The organism is Sphingobacterium sp. UBA5639 (assembly GCF_002421245.1).
Taxonomy (GTDB): Bacteria; Bacteroidota; Bacteroidia; order Sphingobacteriales; family Sphingobacteriaceae; genus Sphingobacterium; species Sphingobacterium multivorum.
The window spans coordinates 130,349-149,024 of the sequence record NZ_DIJR01000025.1; the positions used below are offsets into that span (position 1 = coordinate 130,349).

The 18,676-nt window shown below is 40.1% G+C and carries 9 protein-coding genes; 7 read left to right on the plus strand and 2 right to left on the minus strand.

Annotation, left to right across the window (positions count from 1 at the left end):
* The first annotated feature begins 18 nt into the window (after positions 1-18).
* Complete coding sequence (odhB, locus tag B4Z90_RS15375) at positions 19-1,260, plus strand: 2-oxoglutarate dehydrogenase complex dihydrolipoyllysine-residue succinyltransferase (RefSeq protein WP_115046705.1); 1,242 nt, start codon at positions 19-21, stop codon at positions 1,258-1,260.
* A gap of 345 nt (positions 1,261-1,605) precedes the next feature.
* The gene (locus B4Z90_RS15380; RefSeq protein ID WP_286802705.1) at positions 1,606-2,676 is read left to right on the plus strand and encodes a hypothetical protein; all 1,071 of its coding nucleotides are present in this window, start codon (positions 1,606-1,608) and stop codon (positions 2,674-2,676) included.
* An 11-nt stretch (positions 2,677-2,687) separates the two neighbouring features.
* Here the strand turns inward: B4Z90_RS15380 and B4Z90_RS15385 are convergent, their stop codons facing one another.
* Complete coding sequence (locus B4Z90_RS15385; protein ID WP_112375523.1) at positions 2,688-4,613, minus strand: LTA synthase family protein; 1,926 nt, start codon at positions 4,611-4,613, stop codon at positions 2,688-2,690.
* 4 nt (positions 4,614-4,617) lie between these two features.
* Positions 4,618-6,498 (minus strand): LTA synthase family protein, encoded by a 1,881-nt coding sequence (locus B4Z90_RS15390; RefSeq protein WP_286802707.1) that lies wholly within the window; start codon positions 6,496-6,498, stop codon positions 4,618-4,620.
* 287 nt (positions 6,499-6,785) lie between these two features.
* On the opposite strand from B4Z90_RS15390, the gene B4Z90_RS15395 reads away from it, so the two are divergent.
* From B4Z90_RS15395 to B4Z90_RS15415, 5 genes are all read left to right on the plus strand, one after another.
* Positions 6,786-9,422 carry a valine--tRNA ligase gene (locus B4Z90_RS15395; RefSeq protein ID WP_112375522.1) on the plus strand — a complete coding sequence of 879 codons (2,637 nt, stop codon included), beginning with the start codon at positions 6,786-6,788 and terminating at the stop codon, positions 9,420-9,422.
* A gap of 475 nt (positions 9,423-9,897) precedes the next feature.
* Positions 9,898-10,200, plus strand: a complete 303-nt coding sequence (locus B4Z90_RS15400) for a DUF4342 domain-containing protein (protein WP_112375521.1) — start codon at positions 9,898-9,900, stop codon at positions 10,198-10,200.
* Between the two features lie 19 nt (positions 10,201-10,219).
* Positions 10,220-10,594, plus strand: a complete 375-nt coding sequence (locus B4Z90_RS15405) for a MauE/DoxX family redox-associated membrane protein (protein ID WP_070562952.1) — start codon at positions 10,220-10,222, stop codon at positions 10,592-10,594.
* Between the two features lie 377 nt (positions 10,595-10,971).
* Entirely contained in the window at positions 10,972-16,257 is a 5,286-nt protein-coding gene (locus B4Z90_RS15410; protein WP_286802709.1) for a translocation/assembly module TamB domain-containing protein, read from the plus strand.
* Positions 16,223-18,553: a BamA/TamA family outer membrane protein gene (locus B4Z90_RS15415; RefSeq protein ID WP_286802710.1), complete on the plus strand. Its 2,331-nt coding sequence runs from the start codon at positions 16,223-16,225 to the stop codon at positions 18,551-18,553. Before B4Z90_RS15410 ends, B4Z90_RS15415 begins: the two co-directional genes overlap by 35 nt.
* The last annotated feature ends 123 nt before the right edge of the window (positions 18,554-18,676 follow it).

The window sequence follows — 18,676 nt, forward strand, 5'->3', positions numbered from 1 at the left end:
CAATAAAGAACATTATATATGAGCTTAGAAATTAAAGTACCAACCGTAGGTGAATCAATCACGGAGGTAACCTTATCACAATGGTTGAAACAAGATGGCGATTATGTGGAGATGGATGAAAACATCGCCGAACTGGAATCAGACAAAGCAACGTTTGAATTACCAGCTGAGAAAGCGGGTATCTTAAGAATCATTGCACAAGAAGGTGATACTTTAGAAATCGGTGCCGTTGTTTGTACAATTGAAGAAGGCGCTGCTCCTGCCGGTGGTTCAGCTCCAGCTGCTGCCCCTGCTGCAGAAGCGTCAAATGCAGCTCCAGTTGCGGCTGCCGCTGCAAAAGATGAAGATCCAGATAGCTATGCTGCTGGTACAGCTTCTCCTGCTGCTGCAAAAATCTTAAGAGAAAAAGGAATTGATCCTTCTACAATAAAAGGAACAGGTAAAGAAGGTCGCATCACAAAAGAAGATGCCGAAAAAGCTCAACCTGTCGCTAAAGCTGCTGCACCAGCAGCAAAACCTGCCGCTGCTCCTGCTGCGACAGTTGCTCCGGTAGCGGGTGCAAGAAACGAACGTCGTGAGAAATTATCTTCATTACGTAAAACAATCGCGAAACGCTTAGTTGCCGTTAAAAACGAAACGGCTATGTTGACAACATTCAATGAAGTCAATATGCAGCCGATCATGGATCTTCGTGCTAAATATAAAGATACCTTTAAAGAGAAATTTGGAATCGGTCTTGGCTTCATGTCATTCTTTACAAAAGCTGTAACAACTGCATTAGCTGAATGGCCTGCCGTAAATGCACGTATCGAAGATAACGAGATTGTATATTCTGATTTCGCAGATATTTCAATCGCGGTTTCTGCCCCTAAAGGTTTAGTTGTTCCGATTATCCGTAACGCTGATGCAATGTCATTGGAACAAATCGAGAAAGCAATCGCTGCACTTGCCGTTAAAGCACGTGACAACAAATTAACGATTGACGAGATGACCGGTGGTACATTTACAATTACCAACGGTGGTGTATTCGGATCAATGATGTCTACGCCAATCATCAATGCGCCACAATCCGCAATCTTGGGTATGCACAACATTATCCAACGTCCTATTGCTGAAAATGGTCAGGTGGTAATCCGTCCAATGATGTATATCGCACTTTCTTATGATCACCGCATCATCGATGGCCGTGAATCAGTAAGCTTCTTGGTTCGTGTAAAACAATTATTAGAAGATCCAGCTCGTTTATTGTTGGGTGTTTAAACCTCAATAAAATTGGAAATATAAAAGACCTATGCTTTGCGGCATGGGTCTTTTTTTTCTGAAAGAGTCTCCTATTATTGGCCAGAAATAACCTTCAGTTCGCTTCCATTGCTGTGGGTGCCTGCGAAATCATGAAGTTTTTTATTGACATCGGAATAGAAGCAATATACTTGACAAATATGAATCGGAGATAGACGAATATAAATCGCCTTTTTAATTTCTCCTTTTTAATTTTTACTTTCATCTTGTTAAAGATCAAGCATATCCTAATATACAACCGACACTGTCATTTAAAGGCCGGCATACGAATATGAAACTTGATGTTAAGCAAACAATATCAAGCAAATGAAGTATAAAATTCTACTAACAACTGTATATCTATTACTCGCTGTAATGACATTGTTTGCCAACATGGCAAATCCAATGAGCCCCCATAGCATAACAGGACAGCTTGTTCCTGCCGCAAAGCTGAAAGTTACCAATGAGCGTATTGACATTCATCTTTTGGCAGACACTGCTGATTATAATTCGGACTATCGCAGTCACTTCAGCATTGACTATAACATCCATGCAGAAGAGGCTATCGAATTACCACTGGTATTTCTCGCTTTAAATATGGACGGATTGGATCGCATCCTTGTCAATCAGAACGAAATTGAAGGAAAAAAAATGGATCAGCCCGGTTCAAAATTTCCCTTTTTACGTTTAAAGGATGGCTATTATGAAATCAGCTACGACAGCGATGAATGGAAAAGTATTTCGCTGAATGATGCATTTCATTTTACCGCTAAGCTTCACAAAGGTGATAACAGCATTCAGGTTCAATACAGCGCTTATATGGGCTATGACCGACGGGATATTCGGACCAGATACCAAATTGACTACCTCCTATTCCCTTCCAGGTACTGGTCGTCTTTTGGCCCGATTGAACTGTATCTGCACCTCGACGGGAAGATGGATGTACTTACACAGGATCTGGGAACAGCCAAATTACAAACAGATTCCATTGTTCACTGGAGAATTGATCAGGTAGAAAAGAAAGAGCGTTTTCATATTGAAGTTGTCTTAAAAACCTCCTTGTTGGCGAAAGTAATTCTTTGGATAAGTCCAGATGTACTTGCGCTGATCGGATCGTTATTTTTGCTATACCTACATATCCGGTATATTTATCTAAAATACAAAACTGGCAAATACCGATATGCACTCCTGATCGGGAATCTAGTCATTCCAAGCTCTTTCTACTTGTTCATTTGGTTTTGGTCCAGTCTGGCCAACTATTTTGTCAATGGAGTCTTTGACGAAAAATCCCGTGGTTTTATCCTGTTGGTCATCTTCACCTTACCCTTGATCTATCTCGTCTATGATTTGGTTTTACTTATTATCGATAGAAGCATTCGCGCTAGATTAAGCATGTAGAAAACCGGCTGTTATTTTTTATAGGTCAGCTTGTTTTCAATCATACGATTGTTATATTGCTGGATAAAAGCTTTCATCTTGGTTTCCATCGTATCCAATACCGCTGGATGCTGTTTTAACAGGTCCTGTTTCATCAAGCGGTCCTTCTTAAGATCATAAAATGAGGTCACTTTCAGTCCATCATAAGACATCATATAATCTTTATAATAGAGGTTGTAGCTCCCTGAATTATTATTGAGCACAAAATTATCCTTGCCCGGTTTTAAGGCATCTGAACCAAAGGCAAAATAAGGCTCGTCATAGTGCAGATAATTCAACACTGTTGGCATGATATCTATTTGCTGCACCAATTTATCCGCTTTGCCCACCAGATTATCACCAGGTGCATAAAATATAATAGGGATTTCAAATGCTCCTGCAGTGGTTTGATATTCCGGCAGATAGCTTACAGTAGCATGGTCGGCACAGATAACAAATACGGTATTCTTGTACCAGGACATTTTAGAGGCTGTGGCAAAAAATTCGCGTAAGGCATTATCGGTATATCCAATAGGCTCCTGTACGGGCAGAGGTCCCTTAGGGAATTTCCCCTGATACTTTTCAGGCACCTTAAATGGATGATGTGATGATAAAGAGAAGAAACTAGCAAAAAATGGCTGATGAAAGGTATTGATCTTGTTTGCTACAAATTGCAAAAATGGTTCATCCCAGATTCCCCATATCCCGTCGAAATCAGCATCATTGTTATACTCGTTTTTGCCAAAATAATGTTGGATACCTGCCAATTTCATATAGGCAGAGAAGCCCATGCTCCCATTTGGTGCGCCATGAAAAAAAGCAGTCTCATATCCCTTTTTCCCTAAGAGCTTCGCTAAGCTGGTGGTTTCATTTCCAGAATAGATGGAAAGCACAAAAGGCTCACCTATCGAAGGAATGCCCGTAATGACTGACGGTAGCGCATCAATTGATTTACGGCCATTGGCATAAGTATCTGTAAAGGTGTAAGCATTGCGTATCAAGGAATCCAAAAAAGGCGTATAACCTTTGTATTTTCCACCTTGGATATCTTTATTCAATTCTCCAAAATGTTCTTTTGCAAAACTCTCCAAAATCAGAACAACGACATTTTTCTTTGTAAAGGGCAGGTCTGATTGCGGTACATGAATGGGATTGTATAACTGTTCAAGCTCTGTTTCGGAAAAATAATGAACGGGTTTGAGGCTCACGGCCTTTAATGTTTTCAATATACTGAATGGCGTATTGAGCACAATATTCATTTCTTCCGGTGTCTCCACATAATCACCCGCATTGCTCAATGTTATGGGACGTGTGCTATGCGCCCAACCGCCACGCACTCCACCAATAAAAAGGAAGGCTGTCAGTAAAAACAAAGGCAATTGGATCAAAAATGACTTCCAGCTATATCTCGTCGTCCTTTCAATCTGAATAAGTTTATAGGATTTAATCAACCCATAGACAATCAGCACCAATAGTATAATGAGATACCAATAATCCAAACAGAAATCAAAGGTCAGCTTGATCAAGTTAGATTCATTGGAGAACTGGTCAATTACCGTTCCAGTGGTCCTTTTGAGGGTAAATGGGTAGTAGGCAAAATCAATCAAATTTAACGCTATGCCAATTGAATTGGTCACGATGAAGATCCATTTCGCAACATTTTGATAGTGTTTATTTAATTTAAACGGTCCTGGAATAGTCTGCATAACAATATACAGGATATTTAAATAGAGGAGTGCCACAATGTCAAAACGTACGCCACCGGCAAACATAACCAGAAGCTTACCGGCATCGACATGGGGAAATAAGGAAGCATTGACGCCATAAAACCCCAATCGCAATAACGCATAGATGACCAAAAGAAAGATAAAACGAATTGCGACAGCAAAATAAGGTGCAAATACTCCTCTTAATTTCATAGCTCTAATATTTTAAAAATTCACGATATACGTCTTGATAATACGCTTTACCGATATTCAATAAGCTGTCTGTTTTGCCAGCGGGATATTCCTTATTGGACCTATAATTAATAATCCGCCCTACATTATCAAAAGAAACAGCCTGTTGAGGTGTGATCACTCCAAAGGCATCTTTGGAATTATAGAACGCTATTTGAGGTGTCGTCGGATTAAAAAGATCCCGGCTCCAATGATAACGATCTGTAGGAAGTTTCAGTTGTGTCAATAAGGTAGTCGCCAAATCCGTTTGATTGCCGATTCTATTGAATATTTTCCCACGATATTCAGGTTTGATCACATCACCGAAAAAGATCAGCGGAATATGAAAGCGATTGGGGTGAAATAGCTCCCATTTTTCTGAAGGAAGGCGATGTCCATGATCAGCCACAATTACGAAAAGGGTATTTTTATACCAAGCTTCCTTTTTAGATTTATTGATAAAATCAAAAACAGCTGAATCCGTATAGTTTGCCGTACTTCGGAATTTATCCGCATTGGTAGCATTGCCAAATTTATAGCCGTGTTTTAACTCAAATGGTTCGTGATTAATTAAGGTAAAGATCGTCGAAAAGAAAGGTTGTTTTTCTTTTTTAAAATCCTTGATCATCTGATTAAAGACCACATGGTCATATACACCCCATGAGGCACGTTCTGCATCCAATCCAAAATTGGCGTTATCCACCACCCTAGACATCCCATGCGTCAGCATATACGATTTAAAATTGTAAAACTCGCTCTGACCACCATGATAAAATGATGTTTCATAGCCGGCATGATCGAACTCCTGTCCAATGGCAGGCATATTTTCATGTTTGTCGATATACTTGATAATACTCTCGGGTCCTTGTGCCGGAAAACCGCTCAACACCGCTACCATGCCCTTATCGGATCGATCAGCAGCAGAATAAATATGGTCAAACAAAATACCGCCTTTAATCAATTCTTCCATGTGTGGCGTAATTCCCTTTTCCCCGCCAAGAGACTGAATGAGATCGCCAACAAAGCTTTCCAGCATGATAATAACGACATTCGGACGAGTCGTTGACAATACCTCAACGGCAGAATCAGGTTGGCTTTGAAAGGCGGGTCGTAGCTTGTCCTGAATATCCTTCTGATCCGCGTAATAATTATAGGGGTTTTTCAGTTTGGTACTTTCGGCAAAGAAATCCCGTAAAAAAGACCATTGTGTATTGACTGCTGCATGGTTGTAAAATGTTTCCTCGGAATAATAGGCCTTACTGGGGTTTAACGTCGCTCTTCCGTAACCACCACGGATAAACGTGAAAAGTACAAAAACTCCGATCGCCATTTTGAGAAAATTACTGACAGGAGACTTGAGATTGAAAAAAGAGACTTTTTTAAACATCCAACGGTACAGAAAATAACCGCAGAATATACCGATCAACATCCCAACGATGGGGAGAAACACCGGCGTGGATTCAGCCGAAGCGACGGCACCCGAAGGCGAAGCAAAAAATGCATCTATGGCACGTTTAGAAATCTTGTCGCCCCACTCCCGATAAATATTGACATTGATAAAACTTGTCACAAAGAACAATACCAGGACGATAATGGTATAAATATCGAGGATCAGTCTTTTGGGTTTCAGTTTTGGAAAGAAACTTAATAGGCAATACACCAGAAATGGTAATGCACAGATATAGGAGACTGCAGAAAAATCCAGATTCAGACCATGGTAATAAATCCTGAAAATTTCTGTGAAATTAGAAAAACCTATCTTCTCAAAAAAAGCAATAACAAAAATCAATCTATCTATAAAACAGATAATTAACCAGAACAGAAAATACTGTGTTAAAGCTCTAAGCTCATTAGCAAATCGTTGCATCCCTTCGTGTAAAAATAAAACAGGCAAATTTACATTAATTTACATGAAATACGGGCTAATTACTTAGTAATATGAAGAAAAGATTAAAAAAGTATAAATCTTACGTTATGCTTTACCTAACTGCAATAACCGCCTCTTCTGCTTAGGAGGATCCTCATTAAACGTATTGCTTAGCCATTATTCATAACTTCTTTTTGTTTGAGAACAAGATCAATGGATTACTAAGGAAAATAACATAGAATTCCTTACTTTTGTTTTCCTTAAAAGTTTGAATACAAAAATTTAAAATGAGCATAGCGAAAACTTACAATCCAAAAGAAGCTGAAGAAAAATGGTACAGCTATTGGAAAGCGAATGGATTTTTCCGTTCCACCCCGGACGAACGTGAACCTTACACGATTGTGATGCCCCCTCCGAATGTCACGGGAGTATTGCACATGGGGCATATGCTGAATAATACCATTCAAGACGTTTTGATTCGCCGGGCACGTATGCAGGGGAAAAACGCTTGTTGGGTACCGGGGACCGATCACGCCTCCATTGCCACTGAAGCTAAGGTCGTCGCTATGTTGAAAGAACAAGGAATTGATAAACGATCTTTATCTCGTGAAGATTTCTTAAAACATGCTTGGGAATGGAAGGAAAAATACGGTGGTATTATTCTAAAACAGCTCGAAAAACTTGGCGCTTCCTGTGACTGGGATCGTACACGTTTTACCATGGATCCAGAATTATACCAATCTGTTATCCGTGTATTCGTCGATCTATATCATAAAGGATTAATCTATCGTGGTTACCGCATGGTCAACTGGGATCCTGAAGCAAAAACAAATATCTCAGACGAAGAGGTTATTTATAAAGAGAAAAACGGCAAATTATACCACTTGAAATATCAGGTTGAGGGAACAGATCAATACATTGTTGTGGCGACTACCCGTCCTGAAACCATCTTTGGTGACACAGCCGTGTGTATCAATCCCAATGATGAACGCTATACCTGGTTAAAAGGAAAGCAAGTCATTGTGCCGATCGTTGGCAGAAAGGTGAACATCATCGAAGATGAATATGTCGATTTGGAGTTTGGTACTGGATGCCTTAAAGTTACTCCAGCACACGATGTGAACGACTATGCACTAGGTAAAAAGCACAACCTGGAATTTGTCGACATCTTTACCGACGAAGCAAAACTAAACGACAATGGCCTGCATTACGCAGGTATGGATCGTTTTAAAGTACGTAAAGAAATCGAGAAAGAGCTTGAGGAAAAAGGGTTATTGGAGCAAGTTGAAAACTATACCAATAATGTTGGAACTTCAGAGCGAACAGGTGCTGTTATAGAGCCAAAAATCTCCAATCAATGGTTCCTAAAGATGGAAGATCTTGCAAAACCGGCATTGGATAATGTGATGAATGATACCATTAAATTTCATCCGACAAAATTCAAAAATATCTACCGCAACTGGATGGAGAATGTTACCGATTGGAACATTTCAAGACAATTGTGGTGGGGACATCAGATACCGGCGTATTTCTATGGCGACGGAAACGAAGACTTTGTGGTTGCACAAACGGTTGAAGAGGCCCTTGTTCTAGCGCAAGAAAAATCAGGTAATACAGCGCTTCAATTGACCGATCTACGTCAAGATGAGGATGTGCTTGATACTTGGTTTTCAGCTTGGCTATGGCCAATTTCAGTTTTCAATGGCATCAACGAACCAGAAAATGCAGAAATTAATTACTATTACCCTACGCAAGATTTAGTCACTGCTCCGGATATTATCTTCTTTTGGGTAGCACGTATGATCGTTTCGGGCTATGAATTCCGTGGACAATTGCCTTTTGAAAATGTTTATTTCACAGGTATTGTACGGGACAAACTGGGCCGCAAAATGTCTAAATCACTGGGCAACTCTCCCGATCCGATAGATTTGATGAACGAATATGGTGCAGATGCAACGCGGATGGGCATGTTATTGACTGCTCCAGCAGGTAACGACCTTCCTTTTGATGTAGAACTTTGTGTACAGGGCCGTAATTTTGCCAATAAAATCTGGAATGCCTTCCGCTTGGTTAAAGGTTGGGAAATTACTGCTACTCCGGCTTCAGATTCAGATAAGATTTCAGCATCTTGGTTTGAGGCAAGGTTAAATCAAGCCTTGGTCGATATCGAAGAAAACTTCAAACACTATCGTTTATCAGATGCATTGATGACAACCTACAAATTGGTATGGGATGACTTCTGTGCTTGGTACCTTGAATTAGTGAAACCGGCTTATGGCTCCCCTATTTCTAGTGAAACCTTAGAGACAGTAAAATCTTTTTTCCAACGTATACTCACTTTAGTACACCCTTTCATGCCTTTCTTGACAGAAGAATTGTGGCACGACGAACTGTTCGGTGTGAAAGACGAGAAAGATTGCATTATCGTCGCCGCTTATCCGACAGCAACTGATTTTGATGAGCAGCTTATCAAAGATTTCGCTGTCGCTCAGCAAATTATTTCGGAAGTTCGCAATATCCGCAATTCTAAAGGTATCTCCCCTAAAGTAGCATTGCCATTGGCTATCAATCAACAATCAGATATCAATTTAGCACAATATATTGACATCATTACCAAAATTGCAAACTTGGAAGGCGTAACTTTTGTTTCTGAGAAAGTAGCCGGAGCCGCAAGTTTCCTTGCTGGCAAAGACGAATGTTATGTTACTTTGGAGAACAATATTGATGCGGATGCTGAACGTGAACGTATTGCCAAAGAATTGGAATACCTAAAAGGTTTCCTTGTATCTGTAGACAAAAAGCTTTCCAATGAGCGGTTTGTGCAAAATGCTAAACCTGAAATTGTTGAAAACGAAAAAAGTAAAAAGGCAGATGCCGAAGCAAAGATTAAAATTCTTGAAGAAAGCTTAATAGCATTGGGCTAAGACCTATGCAATAGAGCTAATAAATTTTGTAAAAAGTCCCGTGCGCTGCGCGGGACTTTTTTTATGTTTCAAGATGATCAAATTCGGAGATCCTTCGGTGCTTCTTCGGTGCTTGTTCGGTACTTCTTCGGAGCTTATTCGGTCGCAACCGAATAAGCTCCGTCCTATATCCGTATCATTTACGTTAAATAATCGTGTAAATGATGAAGTCGGTTCCTAGGTTTTACACACCGAAAATCCGGTTTCTGCAAAATGCTAAACAGGCGGTTCAAGAGAATTTCGGTTGGCCATTCACAGGTAATATATATGTTAAGGATGCACGATATAAACTTGTAAAGTAAAAATGCAACATGAAGTTCTCCCGTTTAAACAGTGCACTTTATAATTGCTCAGCAACAAACAATGCAATTAACTTTATACGGATTCCTGTAAAAAAATGAATAACTTTATAAGAGCGAACTTAAATTATAGCATTATGGGATTCAAAGAAACATTTCAGATTAACGGTGAAAACCTTTTACAGAAAATCAAGGAAATCATTGCCGAGGGCAATGTGAGCAAAATCAGCATTGCGGACAAACATGGTAAAGAAATCATGAGTTTTCCGGTGACTATCGGCGCAATAGGCTTGATCTTAGCACCTGTTTTTGCAGCAATTGGTGCTGTCGCAGCATTGCTTACAGAATGTACCATCACTGTAGAACGAAATACAAACAAGGAAGAAAAAAATGACGAGGATAACAATACTGATCCGCCAACAACGATAACAGTAAAATAATGAACTAAAATTGACCGTTATGAAGATTTTTAAAAATATACTTTGCATTTTATTTGCCTTGCTTTTCATCAATGCGGGGCTAGATAAGCTTTTTCATTATATGCCTACGCCACCTATGGATATGGACATGAAAAAGGTATTTGAGGCTTTTGCTACGATAAAATGGTTAATGCCACTAGTCGGAATTATCGAACTCCTGAGTGGTTTACTGTTTATTTTTCCAAAGACAAGAACTTTAGGTGCATTAGTCATCTTTCCAATACTCATTGGCATTTTTACCCACAATATGATTTTTTACAGCCAACTGGGATTAATTATTTGGGCCGTACTTTTCATTATATGGCTATGGGTGGTATTTGAAAACTGGGGCAAGTATAAAAAATTGATGGAATAATTGCCTTATCTTCCCCAAAACAACTATTCGACAGAATACTACATGTATTAATTACCTATTTTTTTGGCAAATTAATAGGTATTTAATGCTTTTATTAACATAAAATTAAAAAACAAAAAACTTTGTACGGCTAGAATGGTTTGGTCAATTATTTGATGTGTTTTTAGAACAGCCCCGAAGATATAATGACTTTATATAAGGGAAATTAGAAACTGTCTAATATCTGCTAGCAGGTATAACACAGAAATTAAACTTGCATTTACAGGCAAATTTATCTTAGTTTGCTGAAATAGTGGCGATATATGTTAATATCTGTAAACTTAGCAAACTTTTTTCCGTTTTAATTTTTATTAATAGATACTTAATCAAATAATACGTTGAACAGATTTACCCTAATTGCTTTTAAAACAATATTGTGGATTATTGGAGGCATCATTGCGCTGGCTATTCTTATTGTATTTTTAATCAGAATACCTGCCGTTCAGAATTATATTGCCGGAAAAGTAACGCAATATGTAGAAGGCAAAATTGGTACCCCTGTTAAAATTGGCTACATTAATATTGATTTTCCTAAAAAACTGGTATTGGAGGATATCTATTTAGCCGACCAAAGTAAAGATACCTTAGTAGCAGGAAAAAGCATTGCTGTTGATATCAATATGCTCAAGCTGTTGAAAAACACAGTTGAAATACAGCGTCTCGAAGCAGAAGGAATCACTGCAAAAATTCGACGTACATTGCCGGACAGTTCGTTCAACTTTGATTATATTGTTAAAGCTTTCGCTTCCCAAAAAGAAAGCACAGCAACTGCAGACAGCAGTTCAGCCCTCCTATTTAACCTCGATAAAGTCAAATTTGACAAATTTCATATTGTTTATGCCGATGACGTCATTGGAACAAGTGCCGATGTTTACCTGAACAGCCTAAATACCAATATCAAAAAGTTCGACCTCACAAAAAACATGGCCTTCAATCTTCCAAAAGTGAAAATAGATGGTCTGAGCGCCACAGTGAAACAATGGCGGCCGATTAAGGACGGTACAGCTCCCTCGGTCGAAGACTTTGGCATTACGGATAAAACCGCACAAACAACCGCCTTGCTTCCCGATGTCGGTATACAGATCGCAGACCTGACGAATATCTTAGTACGCTACGAGGATCAGTCTAGCCTGTTGAACACCAAATTTTATATTAAGAACCTCCATGCGGACATTAACAAGATCGACCTTAACAAAGAACTTGTCGATATTCAGACGATCAATCTTGACGGTTCAGACAATACTGTGCTCTTTGGAAAGATCCAGAAAAAAGTAAACGCAGCAGCGAAAAACACCGCGGATACAACCAAAATAAACTGGGTTGTTTCTGCCAAAGAAATCCAGATCAATAAAACAAGCTTAGCTTATAGAGACGATAATCAGGCCCGTATGAAAGGCTTTGATTACTTCAACATTAAGATCCCTGGGATGAAAACCAGTTTAAATGATCTTTACTACAGTGCCGATTCCATCAGTGGATCACTCAAAGAACTTGTAGCCTCCGATCAATCGGGGTTTGTGATCAAGCAATTGAAGGGGGATTTTAAGTATACAAATACCGGTGCGGAGATCAAAAATCTATATGCAGAGACGCCACGCACTCTGCTGCGTGATTACTTAAAAATAACTTATCCTTCTTTGGATGTTATCGCTAAAAAACCAGAACTGATCTACGTCAATGCAACCATCAAAAAGAGCCGTGTTGATATGCGCGATATCTACTATTTCGCTCCTTTTTTGGACACCATGCAGGTGATGAAACCGTTGATGGACAAAAAATTTAATATTGATGGTCGCGTTGTCGGGAAGTTAAATGACCTCAATATTCCGGCAATTGATTTTCAAACCCTGTCCAACACACGTGTCATTGCAAGTCTACATTTAAAGGGGCTACCCAATGTCGATAAAATGTCCATGGATCTTAATTTAAAAAAATTGACTACAGGACGTTCGGATATCGAAAAGCTGGTTTCAAAGAAAATGTTGCCGAGTGGAATAGAATTACCCAATACAATCGGACTTACCGGAACTTTTAAAGGCGGAATGAATGCGTTTAACACCAATCTTTCGTTGGTAACAGAGAAAGGGACGGCCAAATTTAATGGTAAAGTAGGCATGATAGGCCGCGATACAACCTATGATGCTTTCGTCAGTATTCGTGATTTTGACATTGGTAAGATCATGAAAATGGACAGTACGTTAGGCATACTTTCCTTTGAAGGGAAAATTAAGGGTCATGGAACAGATCCCAAGAAGCTTGTCGCCAACTTTGATGGCAAAGTAAATCGGATGGATGCCATGGGCTATCGCTACCAGAATATCGATATGAATCTTACAGCAGACAAAGGGGACATAAAAGCCGCTGTCGTCAGCCCTGATCCAAATATCCAATTGAAGTTAAATGCGACAGCCAATATGAAATCCAAGTATCCACAGGTGGATTTTGAGCTTATGGTAGACACTATCAATCTTAAAAAGTTAAAATTGATGGATGACGAGTTCAAATACCATGGTAAACTCGTTGGAAATTTCAGTTCAGCCGATCCAAATTTTTTGAACGGAGAAGCACACATTACCAATTCATCCATTGTTTACAATGATGCTTATTACTCGCTAGACAGTATATCACTAATTGCAAAAGCGGATACTAGCCGCAACTTGCTACTTTTAAAATCGGACTTTTTAAACGCCCATTTGGTCGGAAAATACAAAATTCTAGAATTGCAGAATGCCGTTCAAGACATCTTACAGGTATATTACCAACCAGGCAAAGCTGTTAAAGTGCCCAAATACGAACCACAGAACATCGAGTTTTCGGCCCAATTGACGCGAACTAAGTTTATCAAAGATTTCTTGCCAGAACTGACAGAGATGTCGGATATCACATTGGATGGTATGTTTAACAGTCAATCAAAAACGATTCTCGCCAAGTTGGATGCACCGAAAATAATCTATAATGGCACTGAAATCAATAACGTTACTTTGGATATCAATACCCTCGACAGTACACTGTATTACTCGGCATTGATCAATAAAATCAAGGTAAGCAATATTGAACTGGTGAATACCGTATTCAGTGGTAAAGTCATCCAAAACAATTTGGATTTCGGTCTCTGGATAAAAGACAAGAAAGAGAAAGAGCAGTATCATTTGGGTGCCAATATGCGCGTTGATAATGGCGCATTCGTTTTTAGCCTACTTCAGGACGGCCTTATGCTGAACTACGACAAGTGGACGATAAATCCAAACAATGTACTCAAATTTGGAAGCACAGGTATTCAGGCCAATGATTTTATCTTAAGTAATAAAGGACAGGAGCTGAGCATATCATCGCAGGATAGTGTGCTCAATTCGCCGCTTAACATTGCATTTAAGAATTTCCGCATCGAGACATTAAGTAAAATGCTTGAAAGTGAAACAGTCGATCTTGGCGGCGGCATTAATGGCCAGGCCACGATATCACGCCTAGAAAGCAGCCCTGTATTTGTTTCTGATCTTGTGATCGATAAATTTTATATTGGAAAAGATACCGTTGGTAATGTCAATATAAAAGTGAATAACCAAAAAGAAAACACCTATAATGCGAATATCAGTATCAGTGAAAATGGCAATAATGTCGTATTAAGTGGTGATTTTATCAGTCCTCCTCAGGGAGAAGCAAGCCTCGATTTCACTTTGGATATTGCACCGCTGTCTATGCAGACGGTACAGGCATTCAGTCTGGGCTACCTAAAAGACTCGAAGGGAAACCTGGAAGGCCAGTTAAAAATAACAGGATCGCCATCCAAACCCCGCATTAACGGCGATGTTAAGTTTAAAGATGCCCAGTTCAATATTGCTATGTTGAATGCACTATTCAAAGCGAAAGATGAAACCATTCATTTGGATGAAAGAGGCATTACTTTCCCAAAATTTGCATTAGAAGACAAAAAAGGAAATATTGCCAAGGTAACGGGATCCATAGAAACCAAAACATATACTGATTTTGATTTCAATCTCAATGTCAATACCGACAATTTTGAGGTACTCAATTCAACACAAAGCGACAACGACATGTTTTATGGTAAAATGTACCTTACGTCGAACCTGCGCATTCGGGGGAATCTGGATAAGCCTATCGTTGATGGGACAATCAAGGTGTTAGATGATACGGACTTTACCTTTGTCATGCCAAACGAGGATCCTGGGATGGCCGATCGTAAAGGTGTTGTCGAATTTGTTGATAAGAGTGATACAACAAGAGCCAATGTATTTGCAAAATTAGATTCTATGACTGTTACCCGATTGACGGGAATCGACGTAGATCTAAATCTTCAAACCGATAAGGACGCCAAATTTAAGATCCTCTTGGATGCTGGTTCACAGGATGCACTGAATATCCAGGGTGAAGCGGAACTGAACGCCGGTATTGATGCAAGTAGCAAAATTACCTTGTCAGGTACATTTACAGTAGACAAAGGAAGTTATTCCTTCAGTTTTGGCCCCGTGAAAAAGGATTTTACATTCCGAAAAGGAAGTACCATAACTTGGAATGGAGATCCCTTGGATGCGCAGCTAAATATCACGGCAGCATACACAACCAAAGCACCAACCCTCGAACTTGTAGCGACGCAGCTGGGGTCGGAAAACGCTAATTTGTACAAGCAGCGGATTCCTTTCAATGTCTTACTGAAGATTACAGACAAACTGTTCCAACCGCAACTAAATTTTGATATCGACTTGGACGAAAACAACTCGGTTGTTTCGCAAGATGTGATTAGCAAGGTTAATAATGCTTTGACCACCTTACGTGAAAATCCGTCTGAGCTGAACAAACAGGTCTTTTCACTGATTGTTTTGGGGCGCTTTATGTCGACCAATCCATTTGAGAGTTTATCCGGTGGCGGCGGTACGGAAGCCATTGTCAGAAATAGCATCAGTTCGTTCCTGAGCGGTCAATTGAACCGCCTTGCCTCCGAGCTTATCACCGGAGTAGAGCTGGACTTCAACCTAACTTCGGAAGAAGATTACGCTACTGGAGCTGGCCAGACCCGAACAGATCTGAATATCGGCGTGTCTAAAATGCTTTTAAATGACCGTTTAAAAATTACCGTTGGCTCTAATTTTGAAGTTGAAGGAAATACACGTCCGGGAGAAACAGCCAACAACATTGCTGGAGATATCCAATTGGATTACCAACTTTCGCAAGATGGCCGCTATTTTGCGCGGGTATATCGTAAAAATCAATATCAGGTTACACTCCAAGGTCAATATGTAGAAACGGGTATCGGATTTATCATCAATATGGATTACAACCGATTTAAGGAGATCTGGATGAGTTCGAAAAAACTCAAAGAGTATTACGACACCAATAGCAAGGGTTTCAGAAAACGTTTCGATGTAGAACGTATGGAAACCGATTCAGTCTATCGCGACAGTGTACGCACCGTTATCCGAGATAGTTTGATGACCCATAGTCCTGAATACAGAAAGCGTATGGAGGAAAGAGAAAAAGAGAGACGTAAGCAACAGCTGGACTCAACGAAACGTACGCCGAAAAGCGATAGTCCAAAATCAACTATAGATACCATCAGAACGACAGCTATAAAAAATGAAGATGAGGAAAGGAATTACCATGCAAACTAAACTAAAGTATATTGTGGGAATAGTTTCATGCGCTGCATTCATAGCATCCTGCTCTTCCACCAAGAATCTAAAAGAAGGGGAAAGCTTATATGTCAAGGGCAATGTAATAGTCGATTCGGACACGATATCCAAAGAAAATAAGGAAAAGATTGCGACTCATTTAGAAGCTGCACTGATGCCAAAGCCCAACAAACGTTTGGCCGGCGTGCCATTCAAGCTCTATTTCAACAATATGGCCGGGGACTCTGCGGGGAATAACATCATTAAAAAATTCCTCAAGAAGATCGGTGAAGAACCAGTACTATTGAGCGACGTCAATCGCGAATATAATGAAAACCTATTGCGCAATCGTCTGGAGAATTTCGGATTCTTCAATGCGGAAGTGAAATCGGACACCTTAGTTGAAGACAAAAAAGCAACCATTAATTATACAGCCAAGCCTAATCTGATCTACCGAATCAGATCTGTTCAATTCGACATCGACAGCACAACACAGTTGGGTAAAGATATCCGTTCGAGCTCGGATAAAAGCCTCTTGCAAGTGGGTAAGAATTACAGTTTAGATGTTATCCTCAATGAGCGCGACCGCATCGACAATGACCTCAAAAATAGGGGGTATTATTATTTCAGTCCCGATTACATCCTAGTTCAGGTAGACAGTTCGCATCGGAACAACAAAGTCGATATGTATGTTACGGTGAAAAAGGAGACACCGGCACAGGCAAGGGTACCATCCAAGATCAATAAGATCTACATTTTCCCGAACTACACGGAAACAAGCTCCGGTTATCAGCGATCCACCCGCAATGCGGAACTATATGATAGCAGTTACTATTTTATAGACCGCCAGCATCTGTATAGAAAGCCTGTGATCGCGAATCATATCTTCTTCCATCCAGGCGACGTCTATAACCGTAATGCCCACAATCAAACCATCAGCCACCTGGTGAATCTCAATAGCTGGAAGTTTGTCAAAAATAACTTTGTCGACAGCAAAGAAGTCCCCAACGCACTGGACGTCTACTACTACTTAACTCCATTGCCCAAGAAATCACTCCGTGTGGAACTTTTAGGAAAAATGGCCTCAGTATACAATGGTACCGAGGTCAATGTCAACTGGACTTTACGCAACGCATTTAAAGGCGCGGAGCAGTTGAGTTTTAATGTATTCGGAGGTTATGAAACGCAGACCGGTGGGTCGGCCGACCTCAATTCGAGTTATTACCGTTACGGGATGGAGGCTACACTGACTTTTCCACGGATATTGTCCCCTTTTGGGCGGATTTCACCGACACGGCGTTTTATCCCGAAGACTTACGTCAAAGGACGGTATGAATTTTTAAATCGCCGCAAAGCATATACCTTAAATTCCATCGCATTGGATTACGGTTATATCTGGCAGGAGTCTGAGGAGAAGCAGCACGATCTTGCTTTAATGGAGATTACCTATGTCCAGCCTAAAGGGATCTCAGAAAACTATCAAAAACAAATGGATACCATTCCGGCGTTAAGGCATGCAATAGATCCACAATTTACGATTGGCCCAAATTACAATTTCACGTTTCAAAATACGATGAAGCAGCATTTGAAAAATACCTTTTATTTCAAAGGCAACTTGGACCTCTCGGGGAATATACTCGGATTAATAAAGGGAGCAGATTTCAATAAAGGGAAAACCTTCAAATTGTTCGATGCGTATTTTTCCCAATACATCAAGATCAGTGGCGATGGAAGACATTATCTCAAATTGTCGGAGAATTCGCAGCTTGCCTCGCGGGTCAGTTTGGGCTTAAGTTATTCGTATGGCAACTCGCGGTCACTCCCCTATTTAAAACAATATTATGTGGGTGGACCTAACAGTATCCGTGCTTTTGGTGCTCGTGCAATTGGCCCAGGAACAGTTGCTCCTGAAAAATTAAGCAATGGGCTTTTCTATGCAGACCAAACCGGTGACATCAAATTAGAGCTGAATACCGAATATAGAGCCAAATTAGCGGGCTTTGTTCATTGGGCAGCGTTCATTGATGCGGGGAATGTGTGGTTGCAACGGGATGACGTCAACAAGCCCGGCGGTAAATTCAGCAAGAACTTTTTGAATGAATTAGCTGTTGGCGGTGGCGCTGGATTACGCTTCGACTTTACTTTTTTGATCCTTCGTACCGATATGTCAATACCTTTCCGCATCCCGTATCTTCCTAAAGGAGAACGTTGGGTATTTAAGGATATCGACTTTGGAAGTTCAAAATGGAGAAAGGATAACTTGATGTTTAATTTAGCCATCGGTTATCCATTCTAGGATTTAAAATTTGATATAAACGATAAAAAAACAGGCTTGAGCGAATTTCAGGCCTTTTTTCTTTGGGTGTATTCCATCAGGATCGTACCCTTTGAAGGCTATTATTATACGCTATTCGCCCAA